Origin of the sequence: Priestia sp. Y58, assembly GCF_029522095.1 — a bacterium.
Lineage (GTDB): Bacteria > Bacillota > Bacilli > Bacillales > Bacillaceae_H > Priestia > Priestia megaterium_E.
The window spans coordinates 620,095-641,067 of record NZ_JAKWFL010000001.1 but is presented as its reverse complement, the minus strand read 5'-3'; the positions used below and the strand labels follow the sequence as shown (position 1 = coordinate 641,067).

At 39.7% G+C, this 20,973-nt stretch carries 21 protein-coding genes; 16 read left to right on the top strand and 5 right to left on the bottom strand.

Annotated elements, in window-relative coordinates; genetic code table 11:
• Nucleotides 1–139 precede the first annotated feature (139 nt).
• From MMB68_RS03375 to rnz, 9 genes are all read left to right on the top strand, one after another.
• Nucleotides 140–1,501, top strand: a complete 1,362-nt coding sequence (locus MMB68_RS03375) for an NAD(P)-dependent oxidoreductase (RefSeq protein ID WP_221784551.1) — start codon at nt 140–142, stop codon at nt 1,499–1,501.
• A 21-nt stretch (nt 1,502–1,522) separates the two neighbouring features.
• Nucleotides 1,523–2,803 (top strand): NAD-dependent dihydropyrimidine dehydrogenase subunit PreA, encoded by a 1,281-nt coding sequence (gene preA / locus MMB68_RS03370; protein ID WP_013084960.1) that lies wholly within the window; start codon nt 1,523–1,525, stop codon nt 2,801–2,803.
• A 19-nt stretch (nt 2,804–2,822) separates the two neighbouring features.
• Nucleotides 2,823–4,241, top strand: a complete 1,419-nt coding sequence (gene hydA, locus MMB68_RS03365) for a dihydropyrimidinase (RefSeq protein ID WP_221784550.1) — start codon at nt 2,823–2,825, stop codon at nt 4,239–4,241.
• 33 nt (nt 4,242–4,274) lie between these two features.
• Entirely contained in the window at nt 4,275–4,487 is a 213-nt protein-coding gene (locus tag MMB68_RS03360) for a hypothetical protein (protein ID WP_013084958.1), read from the top strand.
• A gap of 395 nt (nt 4,488–4,882) precedes the next feature.
• Nucleotides 4,883–5,074 (top strand): hypothetical protein, encoded by a 192-nt coding sequence (locus tag MMB68_RS03355; protein WP_098249282.1) that lies wholly within the window; start codon nt 4,883–4,885, stop codon nt 5,072–5,074.
• Between the two features lie 139 nt (nt 5,075–5,213).
• Nucleotides 5,214–6,845: a PucR family transcriptional regulator gene (locus MMB68_RS03350; protein WP_013059102.1), complete on the top strand. Its 1,632-nt coding sequence runs from the start codon at nt 5,214–5,216 to the stop codon at nt 6,843–6,845.
• A 207-nt stretch (nt 6,846–7,052) separates the two neighbouring features.
• Nucleotides 7,053–8,522 (top strand): CoA-acylating methylmalonate-semialdehyde dehydrogenase, encoded by a 1,470-nt coding sequence (locus MMB68_RS03345; protein WP_221784549.1) that lies wholly within the window; start codon nt 7,053–7,055, stop codon nt 8,520–8,522.
• Between the two features lie 93 nt (nt 8,523–8,615).
• On the top strand, nt 8,616–9,974 hold the full coding sequence (locus MMB68_RS03340) for an aspartate aminotransferase family protein (RefSeq protein ID WP_221784548.1): 1,359 nt from the start codon (nt 8,616–8,618) through the stop codon (nt 9,972–9,974).
• Between the two features lie 68 nt (nt 9,975–10,042).
• Nucleotides 10,043–10,972, top strand: a complete 930-nt coding sequence (rnz, locus tag MMB68_RS03335) for a ribonuclease Z (protein WP_221784547.1) — start codon at nt 10,043–10,045, stop codon at nt 10,970–10,972.
• Between the two features lie 28 nt (nt 10,973–11,000).
• On the opposite strand, the gene namA is transcribed toward rnz, so the two are convergent.
• A complete protein-coding gene (gene namA, locus MMB68_RS03330) occupies nt 11,001–12,017 on the bottom strand; it encodes an NADPH dehydrogenase NamA (protein WP_221784546.1) in 1,017 nt (338 codons plus the stop codon).
• Between the two features lie 137 nt (nt 12,018–12,154).
• A complete protein-coding gene (proI, locus tag MMB68_RS03325; RefSeq protein ID WP_221784545.1) occupies nt 12,155–13,003 on the bottom strand; it encodes a pyrroline-5-carboxylate reductase ProI in 849 nt (282 codons plus the stop codon).
• A gap of 268 nt (nt 13,004–13,271) precedes the next feature.
• Between proI and MMB68_RS03320 the strand changes: the two genes are divergently transcribed.
• Both MMB68_RS03320 and MMB68_RS03315 read left to right on the top strand, forming a co-directional pair.
• Nucleotides 13,272–14,228 (top strand): MBL fold metallo-hydrolase, encoded by a 957-nt coding sequence (locus MMB68_RS03320; RefSeq protein WP_221784544.1) that lies wholly within the window; start codon nt 13,272–13,274, stop codon nt 14,226–14,228.
• A gap of 23 nt (nt 14,229–14,251) precedes the next feature.
• A complete protein-coding gene (locus MMB68_RS03315) occupies nt 14,252–15,046 on the top strand; it encodes an SDR family NAD(P)-dependent oxidoreductase (RefSeq protein ID WP_221784543.1) in 795 nt (264 codons plus the stop codon).
• Between the two features lie 73 nt (nt 15,047–15,119).
• Here MMB68_RS03315 and MMB68_RS03310 read toward each other — a convergent pair whose 3' ends face one another.
• Nucleotides 15,120–15,335, bottom strand: a complete 216-nt coding sequence (locus MMB68_RS03310; protein ID WP_013059094.1) for a CDGSH iron-sulfur domain-containing protein — start codon at nt 15,333–15,335, stop codon at nt 15,120–15,122.
• Between the two features lie 130 nt (nt 15,336–15,465).
• Between MMB68_RS03310 and MMB68_RS03305 the strand changes: the two genes are divergently transcribed.
• On the top strand, nt 15,466–15,804 hold the full coding sequence (locus MMB68_RS03305; RefSeq protein ID WP_028410692.1) for an iron-sulfur cluster biosynthesis family protein: 339 nt from the start codon (nt 15,466–15,468) through the stop codon (nt 15,802–15,804).
• On the opposite strand, the gene MMB68_RS03300 is transcribed toward MMB68_RS03305, so the two are convergent.
• Both MMB68_RS03300 and MMB68_RS03295 read right to left on the bottom strand, forming a co-directional pair.
• Nucleotides 15,801–16,712 carry an alpha/beta hydrolase gene (locus tag MMB68_RS03300; RefSeq protein ID WP_221784542.1) on the bottom strand — a complete coding sequence of 304 codons (912 nt, stop codon included), beginning with the start codon at nt 16,710–16,712 and terminating at the stop codon, nt 15,801–15,803. The two genes, MMB68_RS03305 and MMB68_RS03300, sit on opposite strands and share 4 nt — an antisense overlap.
• Before the next feature lie 68 nt (nt 16,713–16,780).
• A complete protein-coding gene (locus tag MMB68_RS03295) occupies nt 16,781–17,677 on the bottom strand; it encodes a hydroxymethylglutaryl-CoA lyase (protein ID WP_221784541.1) in 897 nt (298 codons plus the stop codon).
• 177 nt (nt 17,678–17,854) lie between these two features.
• On the opposite strand from MMB68_RS03295, the gene MMB68_RS03290 reads away from it, so the two are divergent.
• The 4 genes from MMB68_RS03290 to MMB68_RS03275 all read left to right on the top strand — a co-directional run bounded on the left by MMB68_RS03290 (nt 17,855) and on the right by MMB68_RS03275 (nt 20,969).
• Nucleotides 17,855–19,042 carry an acetyl-CoA C-acetyltransferase gene (locus MMB68_RS03290; protein ID WP_013059090.1) on the top strand — a complete coding sequence of 396 codons (1,188 nt, stop codon included), beginning with the start codon at nt 17,855–17,857 and terminating at the stop codon, nt 19,040–19,042.
• A 235-nt stretch (nt 19,043–19,277) separates the two neighbouring features.
• Nucleotides 19,278–19,967, top strand: coding sequence for a CoA transferase subunit A (locus MMB68_RS03285; RefSeq protein WP_221784540.1), 690 nt, complete (start codon nt 19,278–19,280; stop codon nt 19,965–19,967).
• A gap of 20 nt (nt 19,968–19,987) precedes the next feature.
• On the top strand, nt 19,988–20,656 hold the full coding sequence (locus MMB68_RS03280) for a 3-oxoacid CoA-transferase subunit B (protein WP_221812657.1): 669 nt from the start codon (nt 19,988–19,990) through the stop codon (nt 20,654–20,656).
• A gap of 64 nt (nt 20,657–20,720) precedes the next feature.
• Complete coding sequence (locus MMB68_RS03275; protein WP_221812656.1) at nt 20,721–20,969, top strand: YqkE family protein; 249 nt, start codon at nt 20,721–20,723, stop codon at nt 20,967–20,969.
• Nucleotides 20,970–20,973 lie beyond the last annotated feature (4 nt).

Sequence of the window (20,973 nt, the reverse complement as noted above, 5' to 3'; positions counted from 1 at the left end):
GAAGAAAAGACGGTCGTTTTGTACAATAAAGTTAGTAATACATTTTACCAAAATAGAAGTTGAAAATAACGTATATAAAAAATATGTAAGCGCTTTCAATTTGAGTTTTATCAACAGATATCCTTGGGAGGTTGATGCAATGCGGTCACAGGAAAGTTTGCAGTCCATCATTCAAAACTTTAATGAAGTAGAAAAAGGGTTGTCAAATAGAGAAGCAGTCGAAGAATCTAATCGATGTTTGTACTGTTATGATGCACCCTGTATTCAGGCATGCCCTACAGGAATTGACATCCCGACGTTTATTAAAAAAATTGCATCGGGCAATTTAAAGGGGTCTGCCGAAACGATTATGTCTTCTAATCCCGTAGGAGCAAGCTGTTCGAGAGTTTGTCCAACCGATGAACTATGTGAAGGAGCGTGTGTGCTTAACCACTCAACCAAACCAATTATGATTGGAGATTTGCAGCGTTACGCAACGGATTGGGCTATTCAAAATGAACAGGTGCTGTTTGAGAAAGGAAGAGCAAACGGCAAAAAGGTAGCAATCGTTGGTGGAGGTCCGGCTGGTCTCTCTGCAGCAAGAGAACTGGCGCGATTTGGGTATGACGTAACCATTTTTGAAGCGGAGAAACAAGCAGGAGGGTTAAATACATATGGAATCGTGTCGTTTCGTCTTCCTCAAGCGATTTCATTTTGGGAAGTTGAACAAGTAAAAAGCTTGGATGTAAAAATTAAAACAAACGTAAGAATTGGAGAAGATGTTCTTCCAAGCGAATTGCTGCAGTCGTATGACGCGGTCGTATTAGCTATTGGTATGAGCAAGGTGCCTTCTCTACATGTTGAAGGTGAAGAGCTAGACGGTGTGTATGACGCGATTGATTTTGTGAAAAAAACGAAGTCGGAAGCGTTATCAACAGAATTTGTGGGTAAGCGTGTTGCCGTCATTGGTGCGGGAAATACTGCGATTGATGGTGCTACGTGTTCCGTGCGCTTGGGGGCTGAAAATGTTCAAATTTTATACCGTCGTACACGAGAAGAAATGACGGCTTATGATTTTGAATTTGAATTTGCGAAACAAGATGGTGTTGAATTCCGCTGGTTAACGGCTCCTATACGAATTATTGGAGATGAAAATGGTAAGGTAAGCGGGATTGAATGTGTAAAAATGACGTTAACAGATCCAGATGCAGACGGCCGAAGAAAGCCTGTTCCTGTTGAAGGTTCAACGTTTACGATTCCAGTCGATGCTGTTGTTAAAGCAATTGGTCAAGAACGGTACCTGTCTTTGATTCAACAATTTCAGCTGAACCATGAAGACGGAGTTGTCTTAATTAATCAAGAGACATTTCAAACATCAAATCCAAAAGTATTTGCTTGCGGAGACGTTATTTTTGGTAAAGGGCAAGGAGAAGCAATGGTTGTGACCGCTGCTCAGCAAGGAAAACAAACGGCGTTAAATATTCATATGCAGTTAACAAAAGAAACAATGGAAACAGCTTAAAATCAGGAGGAGGAGAAATCTATGGCAGATTTAACAACAAATTTAGCAGGTATTCAATCACCAAATCCGTTTTGGCTGGCATCCGCACCGCCAACCAATTCAGGTTATCAAGTGCAGCGTGCATTTGAAGCAGGATGGGGAGGCGCAGTTTGGAAAACGCTTGGTGATCCGATTTTAAATGTTTCCTCACGATTTGCTGCCGTTGGTTTCAACGGTCAGCGCGTAGCCGGCTTTAATAATATTGAGTTAATCACCGATCGTCCGCTTGAAGTTAATTTGAAGGAAATCTATGAAACGAAAAAGAAGTTTCCTAACCACGCAATTATTGCCTCTCTTATGGTAGAGCCTCAGCAAGAAAAATGGCATGAAATTGTCAAAAAAGTAGAAGACGTAGGAGTGGATGGATTAGAGCTGAACTTTGGTTGTCCGCATGGAATGGCAGAACGAGGGATGGGTGCTGCCTCTGGACAAGTCCCTGATTTGGTTGAAAAACAAACGTATTGGGCTAAAGAAGTTGCCCAAACACCGGTCATTGTTAAATTAACCCCAAATATCACAGATATCACCGTTACAGCAGAAGCAGCGGTTCGAGGCGGTGCTGACGCTGTGAGTATGATTAACACTATTAATAGTTTAGCAGGAGTAGACATTCATTCATGGAATACGATTCCACACGTAGCAGGAAAAGGCGCTCACGGAGGTTATTGCGGCCCGGCTGTTAAGCCGATTGCATTAAACATGGTTGCTGAATGTGCAAGAAGTCCGTTTATTAACGTTCCAATATCAGGTATGGGAGGCGTTTCGAACTGGCAGGAAGCCGTCGAATTTATGCTCATGGGTGCTACAGGTGTGCAAGTATGTACAGCTGCTATGCATCACGGATTCCGCATCGTAGAGGATATGATTCAAGGTCTCAATTATTATTTGGATGAAAGAGGAATCGAAAAAGTAAGTGATATTGTAGGGAAAGCCGTTTCAAAATATTCCGACTGGGGCAACTTAGATCTCAATTATAAAGTAGTGGCTCGCATCGATCCGGATACGTGTATTAACTGCAATAAGTGTCATATTTCTTGTGAAGATACTTCTCACCAATGTATTGACATGCTGAAAGATCCTTCAGGGAAATCTTATTTAAAAGTAAGAGAAGAAGATTGTGTAGGCTGTAATTTATGTTCGATTGTATGTCCGGTGGACGGGGCTATATCCATGGTTGAATTACCAAATGAACAGCCTCCAATGACGTGGAATGAACGCCAAGCTGCTTTACAAGCGACAGCTGCACAGCGATTAGACGTATAAAGACAAAGGGGATGAAGAAATGAAGAAAATCGTTAAAAATGGTGTGGTAGTCACAGCAACAGATACGTATAAAGCTGATATTTTAATTGAAAATGGAGTTATTTCGGCAATTGGCTCGACATTTGAAGAGCAAGGCTGTGAAGTGATTGATGCAAAAGGAAACTATGTATTTCCGGGAGGCATCGATCCTCATACTCATTTAGATATGCCGTTTGGAGGCACCGTTACAAAAGATGACTTTGAAACAGGTACAAGAGCAGCAGCTTTTGGAGGTACGACAACTGTTATTGATTTTTGCTTAACCAATAAAGGCGAACCGCTGCAAAAAGCGATCGGTACATGGCATGAAAAATCAAAAGGAAAAGCGGCTATCGACTATAGCTTTCATCTAATGATTGGCGAAATCACGGAAGATGTATTAAATGAGCTTCCTACAATTATTGAAAAAGAAGGAATTACTTCATTTAAAGTGTTCATGGCCTATAAAAATGTTTTTCAAGCAGACGATGCTACCCTTTATCAAACGCTAGTGCAAGCTAAAAAACTAGGTGCGCTTGTGATGGTACATGCTGAAAATGGAGATGTTATTGAGTATTTAACGGCAAAAGCACTAGAACAAGGACAAACCGATCCTATCTATCATGCACTGACTCGCCCTCCAGAAATAGAAGGAGAAGCCACGGGAAGAGCCGCTGTGCTAACGGAGCTGGCTGACTCACAGCTCTATGTTGTTCACGTGTCGTGCGCTGAAGCGGTTAAAAAGATTGCTGAAGCAAGGGAAAAAGGCGTAAATATCTGGGGTGAAACGTGTCCGCAGTATTTGACGCTTGACCAAACCTATTTAGAGAAACCGAATTTTGAAGGAGCAAAATACGTATGGTCGCCGCCTTTACGTGAAAAATGGAACCAAGATGTTTTGTGGAATGCTTTGCGTAATGGCGACTTGCAAACGATTGGATCAGATCAGTGTTCATTTGATTTTAACGGTCAAAAAGATCTGGGAAAAGGAGATTTTACGAAGATTCCAAACGGAGGCCCTATTATTGAGGATCGCATGAGTATTTTATTTTCAGAAGGAGTAGTGAAGAACCGAATTAATATAAATCAGTTTGTTGATATAACATCAACAAAAATTGCTAAGCTGTTCGGACTGTACCCGAAAAAAGGAACAATAGCGGTTGGCGCAGACGCCGATCTGCTTATATTTGACCCTTCTGTTGAACGTGCGATTTCAGCAAACACGCATCATATGGCAGTCGATTATAGTGCATTTGAGGGAATGAAAGTCACAGGTGAGCCGGTTTCAGTACTTTGCCGCGGGGAATTTGTCGTAAAAGATAAGCAGTTTGTCGGTCAAAAAGGCTACGGACAATTTACAAAACGAGCAAAGTTTAATGAGTTAAACACGGCTAACGAAGCTGAAAAATTAATGTTATAAAAACAGATGAAGAAATAGATCGGGGGCAGGGAAATGTCAAGTTACCATGAATATATGGCAGAGCGAGAAAAGATTGATTTTTTGCTGCAAAAAGGATTTAAAATAACAGCCGTAACGGAGAATCTAAGCGGGGCATTTGTGACGTTTGAACGCACCGAAAATAACCAAACCGAACAAGAAACCCTTCATATATTGACGGCGGATGCTAGAAAATATTTTTCATCCGTACTGATTCAACAAGTATAAAAACGGAGGCTGGGACAAAATTATTTTAGCTGAAGGAAGATCCGAACGATGAATCGTTCGGATTTTTTTATTGGTAGGGTGAACGTAGGTTTCATGTATGTAGTTGCTTCTGGCTGTTGATTGGAGTAATTTAATTATGTTTCAATCTCTTTATTTGTTTACTAATACCTATAAGTTTTTTACTATATTGGCTGACAAAAGTGATCCGTTTTTGTGTTTTTTTCGTTTTGGATGTGAAGCAAAATAACTAGATATTATCCATTCACTGTATTACAGTTGTTACATTTCGTTTACATCGAAAGAGAAAAGGTTTAGTTATCTAGTAAATTGTAGTAAATATTATAGTAGAACGTTTTCAAACTAAATCTATTAAATACGAAAAGGGTGTGACACGGATGGATCAAGCTATGCAGTGTATGACACAGGAAGAAACAAAAATTATTGATAAATTAAAAATGGAAATGTTAAATGCAGTGTCACTACAAGATTTGCGTTTTTATAAAAAAGAAATTCACCGAATTAAAGAACAAGCGGTTAAACGCCACGGTTTTTTTAATAAATTACAGCAAACAGCTCAGAAGCTGTAACGATCCATTATCGTTACAGCTTTTTTCGTTTCTTTCATTAAATATTTTATTTCTTCTAAATATTTAATATAATGTAAGAAGATATAGCTTTTGTTCTACACATATGCGAAATACGCGTTAATGATCCAGGAGACATGATGTGAAATTCGCTAGGGGCGGTGTTGACTTGAAATCATATTTAACAGTAACAGAGATTTTAACAAGGAAACATTTTGTAAACTGTGAAGTAATAGCTGGAGAGAAAGGGCTTACTAATTCTGTGAAGTGGGTGCACGTGATGGAAGTGACGCGCATTAATGAGCTGCTAAAAGGAAACGAGCTCATTTTATCAACAGGGGTAGGCTGGGGAGAAGATTCTCAATCTTGTTTATCATTTCTTCAGCAATTAATTTCTTGTAAGGCATCAGGACTGTGTATTGAACTTGGCACTTATACTTCTAAGATTCCGCAAATTGTCATTGATAAAGCGAACGAATGTGATTTTCCGATTATTTTATTTCACGAGGAAGTTCCGTTCGTTGAAATTACACAAGATGTTCACTCGCTTTTAATTAATCAGCACTATCAAATGATTTCCGATTTAGAACAGTATTCTCATAGGCTAAATCAGCTGCTGTTAACAGTTAATGACCCAGCCGTCATCTTACAGTGTTTATATGAATCTACGGGGCTTCTTGTCGGCCTTAAAGTTTCAAATGAATTGCTTACCTTTGCTCCGGAGATGGACTTGCTCAAACAGCAGCTTCTACTTCATTATATAAGCAGGGAAAATGAAAGTCCGCATTTTACTGAGCAGCCTATTCATTTATTAGGACAAGATTATGCTCAGCTGTATGTTGCTTCTATAAATGAAGCCTTAACAGAACTTGAAGTGCTCACCGTTGACCGAACGGCGACTGCACTTGCTCAGCATTTTTTGAAGGACCTGTATGTCGAAGAGAAAAAAAGAGTAGATGAAACCGAATGGATGACGAAATGGATGAACGGAGAGTTAACTCTTGAACAAATAAAAGACTCTATGCACGAAGTGTGTTCAGATTCGCCTATTCGCGGAGGTGTCGTTGTTTGCTGTAAGTGGCAAAGGCGGGAGAAGTTTGATCGAACGTATTTTAAGCTGATCTTGCGAAGCATTTTTGAACAAGAAGGCTTTCACTTATTAGTCTCCGAGCGAAATCGCGAAGTATTATTTATTCTTTTGAACAAACGAATGGTTAGCACGTGGAGAGAGAGACTAGAAAACAGCCTTCATCGCTGGATGAATCAATATGAATCGGATGAAAATTCAAAGAGGAACGCCATTAGCTTTATCGGAATTGGCCAATACTGTGAACAGCTTGACTGCATGCATAAAAGCTATGAAACGGCTAAAGAAACAATTTCGATTCAAGAAATGCTGCAGAAACAAACCATTATTCATTTTTATGATGATTTGCATATGTACCGGATTATTTCGCTTTTACATCAGCATGAAGACTTACAGGAAGTGGTGTTTGAATATCTGCAGCCCGTTATTACATATGATGAAACGTATAATGCAAAACTCATGGAAACATTAAAAATTTATTTAGCATGCAATGGATCTAAACAAGAGACGGCTAAGCGTTTATACATTGTTCGGCAAACGCTGTATCACCGTATTGAAAAACTAGAAAAGCTGCTGGGTGAAGACTTTATGGAGCCGGAAAAACGACTGGCAATTGAGTTTATGATTATGGCATATGAATATTTGTTTATGATGAAAAAGTCGCGCGCGGAATTTATAAACGGATAAGTAAGCAGCTGGAAACAGCTGTTTTTTTATGTTGAGGATGATTTTACTATATGTTCATTTTAGTTCATGCTTTCTCCTAGTTCACTGCGCAAAATGTGAAACGAGAATCTAGAGTTGTTTCACATTTTGTCTAATGCAACCACCATTTATTTATTCAATAATAAAGGTAGATTTGTCATTTCTTATTTTTTGAGGAGGCCAAGCGATATGTCAGTTGTGAATAATGATACGCAAGTTTTAAAAAATTACGTGGGCGGAAAATGGGTTGATACGGCAGGGGAAAAATTTGGAGAGGTAATTAATCCATCGACGGGCGAAGTAATTGCAAAAGTACCGCTTTCTACAAAAGAAGACGTAGCCAATGCGGTGGAAACAGCTCAAAAAACATTTGAAACATGGCGTAACGTTCCTGCTCCAAAACGAGCAAGATTAATGTTTGCGTTTCAGCATTTACTAGTTAAGCATCATGAAGAGTTAGCTAAATTAGTTGTACAAGAAAACGGCAAGGCTTTCAAAGAAGCTTACGGTGAAGTACAGCGCGGTATTGAATGCGTGGAGTTTGCCGCGGGTGCTCCTACTTTATTAATGGGAGAATCATTAAATAACATAGCGGAAGAAATTGATTCTGAGATGTTCCGTTTTCCACTGGGTGTCGTTGGCGGCATCACACCTTTTAACTTTCCGATGATGGTACCGCTTTGGATGTTCCCTCTTGCGATTGTATGTGGAAATGCGTTTGTATTAAAACCGTCTGAGCGAACGCCGCTTTTAGCAACGCGACTTGCTGAACTTTTTACAGAAGCAGGAGCACCGGATGGATTATTAAATATTGTGCACGGGGCACACGATGTCGTGAACGGATTAATAGAGCATGAAAAAGTTAAAGCGATTTCATTCGTCGGATCGCAGCCGGTAGCAAAATATGTTTATGAACAAGCTGCTGCTCAAGGGAAACGAGTTCAGGCTTTATCTGGAGCTAAAAATCATCATGTTGTGATGCCAGACTGCGATATGGATAAAGCGGTATCACATATTATCAGCTCGGCTTATGGAAGTGCCGGCCAGCGCTGCATGGCGTGCAGCGCCGTGGTCGTGGTTGGTGAAAAAGGCGATGAATTCGTCGGGAAATTAAAGCAAAAAGCAGATGAATTAATTATGGGAAGCGGATTTGATGATGAAGTGCTTCTAACGCCTGTAATTCGAAAAGAGCACCGTGATAAGGTGCTGGATTATATTGAACTTGGCATGAAAGAAGGAGCGGAACTCATTCGTGACGGACGTAAAGAAATGGATGAGCATACGGAAGGCAACTTCTTAGGGGCAACAATTTTTGACCGCGTAACTCCTGATATGACCATTGCTAAAGAAGAGATTTTTGCACCTGTACTAAGCTTGCTTCGTGCTGACACATTAGATGAAGCACTTCGCTATATGGAAAAATCCCGTTTTGGAAATGGAGCAACGATTTATACAAAAGATGCAAAAGCGGTGCGTCAATTTAGAGAAGAAGCAGATGCCGGTATGCTCGGTATTAACGTAGGAGTACCTGCTACAATGGCTTTCTTCCCATTCTCCGGTTGGAAAGACTCTTTTTACGGAGATTTGCATGTTAACGGCAAAGACGGTTTGAACTTCTTTACACGTAAAAAGATGGTTACATCACGCTTTGACTTTTAACATATAGATGAATATAGCAAGTGGCTTCGGCATTTTGTCGAAGTCTTTTCATACAGAAAAAAATACCGCGCTAGCGATTTGGGAGTGGATAAGATGGTACAGGTCAGTCAAAATGAAAAAGATCTGCGTGCAAAAGATGAGCAGTATGTATGGCATGGAATGAAACCGTACAGTCCGGATGCAACGATGGTAGCTACAAAAGCAAAAGGTGCTTGGATTACAGATGAACAAGGAAATCGCTATTTAGATGCAATGGCAGGGCTTTGGTGTGTAAATACCGGGTATGGACGGGATGAGTTAGCGCTCGCAGCCTATGAGCAGCTAAAAGAACTGGCTTATTTTCCACTCACTCAATCTCACGTACCTGCTATCAAACTGGCAGAGAAGCTAAATGAAATGCTAGGTGATGACTATGTTATCTTCTTTTCAAATAGCGGATCTGAAGCAAATGAAACGGCTTTTAAAATTGTGCGTCAGTACCATCAGCAAAAAGGAGAGCATTCTCGCTACAAATTTATTTCGCGTTATCGAGGGTATCACGGAAATTCAATGGGCGCACTAGCAGCAACGGGCCAAGCTCAGCGTAAATATAAATATGAACCGCTTGCCCCTGGCTTTATTCACGTTGCCCCGCCTGATTCGTACCGAGGGCAAGATGACTACGATGCACCGAAAGAGAAGCTTCAATCTGTAAAAGATATTGACAATGTTATGACGTGGGAGCTAAGTGAAACGATTGCCGCTGTTATTATGGAGCCAATTATTACAGGAGGAGGAATTCTTTTACCGCCTCAAAATTATATGAAAGGCGTAAAAGAAACGTGTGAAAAACACGGTGCACTTTTAATTGCAGATGAAGTTATTTGCGGCTTTGGACGTACAGGAGAAGCCTTTGGTTTTATGAATTACGATGTAAAACCAGATATCATTACCATGGCAAAAGGAATTACAAGCGCATATCTTCCGCTCTCTGCAACTGCTGTTAAAAAAGAAATTTATGAAGCGTTCAAAGATAGCGATCAGTATGAGTATTTTCGCCATGTTAATACATTTGGAGGAAGTCCAGCTGCGTGTGCACTAGCATTAAAGAATTTAGAAATTATGGAGAGAGAAAATCTTTTTGGCCGTTCTAAACAGCTCGGAGCTTACGTATTAAGTGAGCTAAAGCCGCTTATCGATAGCCACCCATACGTTGGAGACGTAAGAGGTAAAGGGCTTTTAATTGGAATTGAACTTGTAGCTGATAAACAAACGAAGGAACCGTTAGACGTTAATCTTGTAAATGAAGTGATTGCTAAATGCAAAACCAAAGGAGTCATTATTGGGAAAAATGGAGCAACGGTGGCCGGCTATAATAATGTTCTCACGCTCTCGCCGCCGCTCAACATTGAGGAAAGTGATATTGAGCTGTTATTAGCTACTATTACGTATGCGCTTGACAGCATCAAATAGGTAAGTTTACAAAAAGCCTGTATAATATACTTACAGGCTTTTTGTGCGTGTGAAGGAGGAAGTAGAAAATGGAATTGTTATTTTTAGGAACGGGTGCAGGAGTACCGGCGAAACAGCGGAATGTTTCATCTCTTGCGCTCGAACTTTTGCAAGAAAGAGGGGCGGTGTGGCTTTTTGATTGCGGAGAAGCAACGCAGCATCAAATTTTACATACAACCGTTAAACCGAGGCGAATTGAGAAAATTTTTATTACGCACCTTCACGGTGATCATATTTACGGATTGCCTGGACTCCTGGGAAGCCGTTCGTTTCAAGGCGGAGAATCGCTGCTTACTGTATACGGGCCAAAAGGAATTAAAGAATTTATTAAAGTCACGCTGGCTGTAAGTCAAACTCATCTGCAATATCCTCTAGAGATTGTTGAAATAGAAGAGGAAAGTGAAAGTGGAACGATTTTTGAAGATGAAACTTTTTCAGTGGAATTTGGCAAGCTTGAACATGGCATTTTATCTTATGGATACCGAGTTGTCGAAAAAGATTTGCCAGGATCACTGGACGTTCAGCGTTTAAAAGAGATGAATATTCCCCCAGGGCCTCACTATCAGCAGTTAAAAGAAGGGAAAGAAGTAGTATTAAAAGATGGGCGTCTTATTAATGGACAAGAGTTTGTAGGAGAGCCTAAAAAAGGGAAGGTTATCACGGTTTTAGGAGATACAAGAAAGTGCATGCAAAGTGTTCAGCTTGCTATGCATGCGAATGTGTTAGTCCATGAAGCTACTTTTTCAGCGGGAGACGAGGAGCTTGCTTACAACTATTTTCATTCTACTGCAAAAGAAGCCGCTGAAATTGCTAAAACAGCATCGGCCGAGCGTCTTATTTTATCTCATATTAGTTCGCGTTACCAAGGAGACGCAGTCAGCCGGCTAGCAGAAGGAGCAAAAGAAATTTTTCCGAATACCGACATAGCAGAAGACTTGAAGCGGTTTACGATTTCATAAAAAAAGACGAGGATATCCTCGTCTTTTTTTACCATCCGCGTTCGTACTGAACGGGTGCTGAAATTGTTTCATTTAGTTCTTTTGCCGCCGTGCGCGGGAAGTACGGATCGCGCAGAAGTTCGCGCGCAACAAAAATTAAATCAGCGCGTTCGCTTTGCAGAATCTCTTCTGCTTGTCGTCCAGTTGTAATTAACCCAACAGCGCCTGTATCAATATTAGCTTGCTGCTTGATTTTGTCTGCAAACGGCACTTGATAGCCAGGGTATACGTTGATTGGAGCATGTACCAGAGCACCAGAACTAACATCAATTAAGTCGACGCCTTGTTCTTTCATCCATTTTGCAAATACAACGTGATTATCGACTGTTAATCCGCCTTCTGTATAGTCAGAAGCAGAAACACGGACAAATAAAGGGCCGTCCCACTCTGTTTTCACAGCTTCAATAATTTCCTTTAAGAAACGATAGCGGTTTTCAGCGCTGCCGCCATATTCGTCGCTTCGCTTATTGCTTAGCGGCGATAGAAATTGATGTACTAAATAACCGTGTGCCGCATGAAGCTCAATAATATCAAACCCAGCTTCTTTTGAACGTCGAGCGCTTTCTTTAAAAGCAGAAATCGTTTCATGAATTTGTTCTGTGGTCATTTCCACAGGTTTTTTACTTTTATCATCAAAAGCAATAGCGGAAGGAGCATAAATATCGCCTTCAACAGTTGCTTTACGTCCTGCGTGTGCAAGTTGAATAGCTGTTTTTGCACCGTTTTCTTTTAGCTGTGTCACAAGTTTCTTTAATCCATCTCTTTGTTCATCATTCCAAATTCCCAAGTCTTGAGCTGAAATACGACCTTGTGGCACGACAGCTGAGGCTTCAACCATAATGAGACCTACTTGTCCAACCGCACGAGTTGTGTAGTGAACCATATGAAAGTCGGTTATTACGCCGTCTTCCTTTTCGCATGAATACATGCACATTGGTGACATTACAATTCGGTTTTTTAATGTTACATCTTTCACTGTATAAGGTGAAAATAGTTTTGTTGTCATTCGGTTTAACCTCCAATTATTTCGATACTCTAAACAAAAGTTATTATATCACCGCCTTGAATTTTCTTTCACATAATCTGCTTATCCATTTTTAATCATAAAAAAACCTCTTTCTTTTTTTAGAAAGAGGTGAACCTCTACGAACGTTTACTCGAGATTTTTTCGTCAATCGTATCTCCTAAATATTTGGAGCGAATTGTAGCTTGTTCAATACACTGCATCATGGCTTCTTGGAAGTTATGAGAAATAAGCTGTTCAATTCCTGCTTCTGTTGTGCCGCCGGGACTCATCACTTCTTTTCGAAGTACGGCTGGCGTTTTAGGTGACTGTTTTAGCATTTCTGCAGCACCGATAAGAGTTTGAAGAATTAGTTCATTTGACACTGACGTATCCAAGCCTTGTTTTTCAGCTGCTTTTTCCATTGCTTCTACTAAATAGTAGACATATGCTGGGCCGCTTCCAGATAGTCCTGTTACAGCGTGAAGCTGCTCTTCCTCTACAGTTGTAACTGTACCAATCGTTTCAAATAAAGCAGTAGTAACGCTCATATGCTCTGCTGTAGCAAACTTGCCGGGTGCAATGGCTGTAGCCGATAATCCAATAGAAGCAGATGTATTTGGCATAGCTCTTACAACCGCTACGTCTTGGTCAAACAAGTTTACAATTGTGCCAGTCGATACACCTGCTAAAACAGAGAGAACGAGGTGGTGCGGACGAATATAGGACTTAATCGTATCGATGCTTTCCGCTACGTCTTTTGGTTTAATAGCAAGCACGACGATATCGCTTTTTTCGATTAACAAGGCATGATTACGCGTAATGTTAATTTCATAGGCGTTTCGAAGTTCGTGAAGTCTTTTATCGTTGCTATGGTTTGTTACGGTGATTTGATTGGGGCGAAGCTTTTTATCTGACAGCAGCCCTGAGATCATGGCTTCAGCCATTGATCCAGCTCCAATAAAGGCGATGTTTAGATCCGTTTTCATTAAAAGTTCCTCCAGTCATTTGCTATCCAATGAAAACAGATACTGAGATTTCAGTATCTGTTAAAGGTTTGTGTTTGTGTATCTCTTCTTTATAAAATGCATAGTTATCTAAAGATATGAATAAAACTTCACTATATTTCTGTCATTATGCAATGAAAAAGAGAAGGATGTCAATGTAATTTTCAGAAAACGAATGCAATTGTATAAATAACAGGAAAAATCGTGTAAACTTAAAAGAAAATGCGATGGTAAAGGAGCAAAAATACAGATGAATGAGCAATTATATAAAATTGTGCTGCCTACTCCTTTTGCGGTAGGAGATGTGAATGTTTTTGTTATAAAAGGTCAGACCGTTACGCTAATCGATGCTGGTATTAAAACGGAGGCAGCGTGGTCTGTATTTAAAGAAAAGCTTAATGAAATAGGATTAAAACCAGATGATATTAAGCAAGTTGTCCTAACTCATCACCATCCTGATCACGTAGGAATGCTTGATTTTTTTGATAAAGATATCGCCATAGTCGGTCATGCGAAAAATCAGCCTTGGATCTCCCAAAATCCAGATTTTTTTGAGTGGTACGATGCGTTTTTTGAAGATCACTTTATGAAAGCCGGCGTAGATGAAAGGTTCCGCCCTTATTTAAAACGTTTAAAAGCATCAATGAAGTATTCATGTCACCGTTCTCTTACAACTTCTGTGCAGGAAGGAGATTACATTCCGGGCCTAGAGAGTTGGAAAGTACTTGAAGTACCCGGTCATGCTCAAAGCCATATTGCATTATACAATGAAAGAACAGCGGTTATGATTGGAGGAGATTTACTGTTAAAGCATATTTCATCTAATCCGCTTATTGAACCTCCTATGAAACCAAGCGGCGAGCGACCTAAAACGCTTCTTCAATATAATCATTCATTAAGACGTCTGCTTGACTTAGAGATAAACTGTATCTATACAGGTCATGGAGATGAAGTGTTACATGTTCGCGAACTTGTACAAGAGAGGTTACAAAAGCAGAGCGACCGAGCGGATAAAGTGCTTAGCATGATCAAAGAACGTCCTCAAACAGCTTTTGATATTTGCAAACAGCTATTTCCTACTATTTATGAAAAAGAACTAGGGCTAACACTTTCTGAAACAATCGGTCAGCTCGATTTTCTAGAAGATGCAAATAAAATCAGTACACATGAAAAAGGAAATACGCTTATTTATTCTGTGTGCTCTTAACTTATAAAAAAGGTGTGTTAGATTTGAAATCCTCGTTAAAGAACCAATATGTTGTGATTACAGGCGCTTCAGGAGGCCTTGGAGAACATTTAGCTTATGAAGTGGCCAAAAGAGGGGGCGTGCCCGTTTTACTTGCACGTACAGAAGAAAAGCTGCAGCGAGTAGCCGAGCAAATTAGTCAAAAGTATGGGATTACCTCTTACATATACAAAGCTGACGTAGCGAACGTGGAGGAAGTCAAAAGAGTTATTCAGAAAATGATGAGTGAAATTAAGCGTGTTGATGTGCTGATTAATAATGCGGGCTTTGGCGTATTTGAAGAAGTGAAAGAAGCCTCTATTTCGACAATTGCTTCAATGTTTCAAGTCAATGTTATTGGGCTGATTGCATGTACACAAGAAATTTTAGCTTATATGCTAAACGAAAACAAAGGACATATTATTAACATTGCTTCTCAAGCAGGCAAACTTGCAACGCCTAAATCCAGTGGCTATTCAGCTTCTAAACATGCCGTGCTAGGGTTTACCAACAGCCTGCGAATGGAATTAGCGAAAACAGATATCTATGTAACGGCAGTGAATCCAGGTCCTATTCAAACCAACTTCTTTTCAATAGCAGATCAATCAGGAAACTATGAAAAAAGCGTAGAAAAGTTTATGTTAACCCCTCAATACGTGGCTGAAAAAACGGTTAGTATAATTGGTAAACCAAAACGAGAAGTCAACTTGCCTAAGTGGATGAATATAGGTTCGAAGATGTATCAGCTTGCCCCCGGGCTCGTAGAAAAATTGGCAGGGGATGCGTTTAATAGAAAATAACCTGTGCTTTAAACACAGGTTACCAATGTTTTTTGTTAACGGTTTCGTTCAGTAAGGCTGTAATTTTATGAATCTACTGCTCGTCTAAAATTTTTGCAGCGCGCACACAAGAGTCGAATTTTCCTTTATGATTTCCGTCGCAAAAGGGCATCTTTTGCGACTGGCCACATCGGCATAGTGAAAATGTCGGCTTTGTTTCAAATTTGTTGCCGTCTGCATCAATTAATTCAACGTCTCCAGTGACACGGAAAGAGCCGTTATCCATTACTTTAATTTGTACTTTTGACATAAAAAAACCTCCTTTTTGTACACATCTATATGAAGCGCCAGAGTTTAATGAAAGCGAGATGTGTATTATACTCATTATATAAGCAATTTTCGTTTGTTTATACAATTAGTTTAAAAGGAGTTAAAGGAAAATGAATATTACCTTTACTGATAAAGCGATAGCAAAAGTACAAGAAAAGTACGGTAAAGATTCTTCACTATATTTAAAATTAAAATACGATACGGATGGATGCGGCTGTGTTGTGAGCGGTGTAACGACGCTATGGATTGTTGATGAAAAAGAGAGCGATGATGTAACCATTGAGACGAATTTTGTTCCTGTTCTTGTCGAAAAAACAAAGCAAGTATTTTTAGATGATAATATGACGATTGACTATAATGAAAGTGCATATGCGTTTATGCTAAAATGTCCTTCTCAAATTTTAAATCCGCGCATGTCATTTATCGATAAAACAAAAGAAGCGCTTTAAAGCGCTTCTTTTTGTGTTTTTTCTAAGAATTCTTCAATAACATGTTCATATTCCACTGGATTATCAGCATACGAGCGGGCGTGAGTGCCTACAGGTGCTAAATACATCCGTTTTGCTCCCATTTTTTTAGCATGCAGCTGCTCCGTCATTTTAGGAAGAATATAGTCATCTTCTTTACTATGGATAAACAGAACAGGATGTTTGATTTGATCTACGACTGAAATGGGTGATACGTCTTTAAATGAGTAGCCTTCTCGCCATTTTAAAATCATATTAGCTGCTGGCATCACGAGCTGTTTAGGTAGGTGGAAATCTTGTTTTAAGCGATAGGCAAGAAGTTCTTCCAAATCAGAAAAAGGGCAGTCGACAATATAAAAATCAGCTCCGTCTTCCATTCCAGCATACAAAAGAGTGGTCGCAGCTCCCATAGACTCCCCGTGAATTCCAAGGGAAATAGTTGAACCGAATTGTTCTTTTACCCAGTGAACAACGGATTGAAGGTCCAGTTTTTCATAATAGCCGTAGCTCGTTGTTTTCCCTTCAGACTTGCCGTGGCGGCGATGATCATAAAGAACGACGTTCCATCCAAGCTTTAGAAAAAGCCGAGCATATTTCATAGAGTTCAGTGAATGAACTGTAACTCCGTGCGAAAGAATCATAAATCGGTTGTTTTCGTGTTGTTTAATAACGGTCCCAGCTATGTTATAGCCTAGAGAAGAAGGAAGCACAAATGCTTCTTTAGGAAGAGTGCTATAGACTTTCTCATCATAAAAGCCATCTTCTGTATCGCGGTCAATAATAACTTTGTCGGTCTTTTTACGGATGTACATCATTTGATTTGTAAAAAAGATGCCAAGAGCGGCAAATGCTCCGAAAACACTTCCTATTAATAATAGCCATTTTTTCATGATTAGCGGCTCCTTTTGTTAATATAGCTATTATTTATTATAGCATCGCTCTCATAAAAACCTAATTTTTAACGCTGTGCAAATAAAGAGTATTGCTTGCTTTCAATCGGTCTTGAAATGTGAGGAGCGATAAAAGCGACTGCTTCGAGCAGCTTTTCTTCATTAATAGAAGTGGAAATACCCATTTCATGAAGCATAAAGACGAGATCTTCTGTAGCTACGTTTCCCGTTGCTCCCTTAGCGAATGGACATCCACCTAACCCCCCAGCGGATGAATCGAACCTGTTAATACCGGCTTGCAGAGCTGCATAGATATTTGCAATGGCTAATCCTCTCGTATCGTGAAAGTGCGCAGCAAGTAGCGTGTGGGGAAAGTTTTGTTTTAATTTCGAGAAAAGTGAAAATACATCTTTAGGGTTTGCCATGCCAATTGTATCAGCAACGCTTAGCTCATTCACTCCAGCCTCCACAAAGCTTTCGCAAAGGGCCAGCACGTCGCGTTCATGTATTTTTCCTTCATACGGGCAATAAAAGGCGGTGGAAATGCAAGTTCGAATAAAATATTCTTGCTGCTTGAGCTGCTGAATGAGAGGAAGCAGCGTTTGTACAGCTTCTTTGGTGTTTTTGTTAATATTTTTTTGATTAAAAGTATCGCTTACGCCAATAAACAGCGCAACGGAGCGGCAATTAGCCTGCAGTGCTTTTTCCAAGCCTTTTTGGTTTGGCACAAGTACAATGTTTCGGCATGTATCAGACTGAAATGTATTTGCAACAGTAGAAGCATCTTTCATTTGAGGAACCCATTTTGGAGAAACAAAGGATGTAATTTCGATTTCGGATAGTCCAGCTTCTTTTAATTTTTTGATAAAATTAATTTTTTTTTCAGTTGGAACAAAATTTTTTTCATTTTGAAGTCCATCTCGTGGACCAACTTCTATAATTGTTACTTTTTCAGGAAATCCCATAAACCGCTCTCCTCCTATATTGTAAACGCTTACTAATATTCATTTTAATTCTAAAAAATTAAAATTCAATAAAAATTATAAATTTTTACAAAAAAAGAGGAATTTCGCAAGCGATGTCGAAATTAATACAGGTGACAGTTAATCACAGTAATCAAACAGTAAGGAGAGGTTTTCGACATGGGTCAAACAGAAGTAGTCATTGTAAGCGCTGTACGTACAGCAATCGGCAGCTTTGGGGGAAGCTTACAAAATGTATCCGCAACAACTTTAGGTGGTACTGTAATTAAAGAAGCTTTAAACAAAGTAGGGGTATCAGCAAACGAAGTAGATGAAGTTATCATGGGAAATGTCCTACAAGCAGGTTTAGGACAAAATCCAGCACGACAAGCAACTTTAGCAGCAGGTTTACCTGAAACTGTTTCAGCATTAACCATCAATAAAGTATGCGGATCAGGACTAAAAGCAGTACATCTCGCTACACAAGCGATTCTTGCTGGGGATGCTGATGTGATTGTTGCTGGTGGAATGGAAAACATGAGCCAAGCACCATACTTATTAAAAAATGCACGCAACGGGTTTAAAATGGGCGACCAAAAAGTAGTTGACAGCATGATTCAAGATGGATTATGGTGTGCATTTAACGACTACCATATGGGCGTTACAGCTGAAAATCTGTGTGATAAATATGAAATTACTCGTGACGAACAAGATGCGTTTGCAGCTTCAAGTCAGCAAAAAGCAGAAGCAGCTATTCAATCTGGTCGTTTCAAAGATGAAATCGTGCCAGTAGAAGTGCCTGGAAGAAAAGGTCAAGTAACTATTTTTGAACAAGATGAGTTCCCACGTGCAGGCACAACGGCTGAAAGCTTAGGGAAACTACGTCCAGCCTTCAAAAAAGACGGTTCTGTAACAGCTGGTAATGCATCTGGTATCAATGACGGTGCAGCGGCGGTAGTGGTAATGAGCCGTAAAAAAGCAGACGAGTTAGGCCTAACACCATTAGTGTCTATTAAAGCTAATGCAACTGCCGGAGTAGACCCAAGCATTATGGGAATCGGTCCTGTAAGCGCAGTGAAAAAGGCGCTGGAAAAAGCTGCTGTTTCATTAGAAGATGTTCAATTAGTAGAAGCAAACGAAGCATTCGCTGCACAGTCAATCGCTGTGGATCGTGAACTTCAATTTAATCATGATATTTTAAATGTAAACGGTGGAGCAATTGCGCTTGGACATCCTATTGGTGCAAGTGGTACACGTGTCCTAGTTTCACTTATTCATGAAATGCAAAAACGCGACGCAAAACTTGGGTTAGCAACGTTATGTATTGGCGGAGGCCAAGGCGTTGCAACAATCGTTGAACGTCCTTAATTTGATATAGTTTTAACAAACATTAAAGCTATATCACAACGCCACAGATTCCAAACATACAGCTTTGGAACTCGTGGCGTTTTTGTTTTTCCTTTAATTTGTCTAGTAATATAACTTTTTTGACAAAAAAATGATTAAATTATAATTTTCAGTTATATATATATTTAAAAAGAAATAAAAATCTTTTATAATGGATTAGAAAGCGTTTTCAAAAATAACGAAGGGGTGGTTATGTATGAAACAAGTACATACGTCGTTTAAAGAAGCGGTGAAAGATATTCACGACGGTGCTACGATTATGGTCGGTGGTTTTGGTTTATGTGGAATTCCGGAGAATTTGATTTTAGCGTTAGTTGAAACAGGGGTAAAAGATTTAACCGTAATTTCAAATAACTGCGGCGTAGACGACTGGGGACTTGGACTGCTTCTGAAAAACAAACAAATTAAAAAGATGGTTGGTTCTTACGTGGGAGAAAATAAAGAGTTTGAAAGACAAGTATTGTCAGGAGAAATTGAAGTAGAATTGCTACCTCAAGGCACGCTAGCTGAAAAGATTCGCGCCGGCGGAGCGGGCATACCTGCATTTTATACACCAGCGGGAGTGGGAACACCCATTGCTGAAGGAAAAGAAGTTCGCGTGTTTGAAGGAAAAGAATATTTACTAGAAGAGGCGTTAAAAGCTGATTTTAGTTTGGTTAGAGCTTGGAAAGCCGATCATATGGGGAACTTAGTGTATAACAAGACAGCGCGCAATTTTAGCCCAATGATTGCAGCAGCAGGAAAAGTGACGATAGCAGAAGTAGAGGAACTTCATCCAACAGGTTCACTTGATCCAAATATTATCCACACACCTAGTGTATATGTTCAATCGTTAATTATTGGTGAACAAGAAAAACGTATTGAGCGTTTAACCGTTCAAAAATAACAAAAGGGGAGAGATTTTTCATGATTGAAAACGGCGTGAACGTGAGAGAGCGAATTGCAAAACGTGCTGAAAAAGAAATTTTGGACGGATTTTATGTAAACCTTGGAATTGGTATTCCAACGCTTGTGGCTAATCATATCTCAGATAATAAAACGGTGGTGCTTCAGTCCGAAAACGGTCTGTTAGGCATTGGACCATATCCGAAAGAAGGAGAAGTAGATCCTGATTTAATTAATGCAGGCAAAGAAACCGTAACGGCGACAAAAGGGGCTTCTTACTTCGACAGTGCTGAATCGTTTGGCATGATTCGCGGAGGGCATATTAATATTGCGATTTTAGGAGGCATGGAAGTCTCAAAAACTGGTGACTTAGCTAACTGGATGATTCCTGGAAAAATGATTAAAGGAATGGGCGGTGCAATGGATTTAGTTCATGGAGCGCAGCGCATCATTGTTATTATGGAACATGTGACGAGAAAAGACCAACCTAAAATCTTAAATGAGTGCACCCTCCCTCTGACAGGAAAAGGGGTAGTAGATCGTATTATTACAGATCGAGCGGTCATTGACATTACGGCAGAAGGCCTAAAGCTTGTTGAAGTAGCGAAAGGCTATACGGTAGAAGATATTCAACAGTCTACAGAGCCAATTTTAATCATTGATGAACATGTAAAACTAGATGCATTTTGATTTTTGGTAACAAAAGCAAGAATATGATACAATATCTCTCAATTAAAGTAGCGGGGGAATTGTGATGGCTAAAAAAAAGCAAAAACAATCAGCACAAAAACAAAATGATCAGCTCAGTATCAAAGATCAGCTAAATGATAGCTTATTAAAACAGCTTCAGGCTAAAAAACAGGCGCTTTCTTTAATAGAAGAAGAGCAGAAAGAAACAGAACGTAAAGAAGCTGCTCGAATTCGAAAAGAAAAAGAAAAAAATAAATCGTTTGAAGAACTGTTAAATGAAAGTGATATGAACTGGTCCGAATTTAAAAAATAAAAGC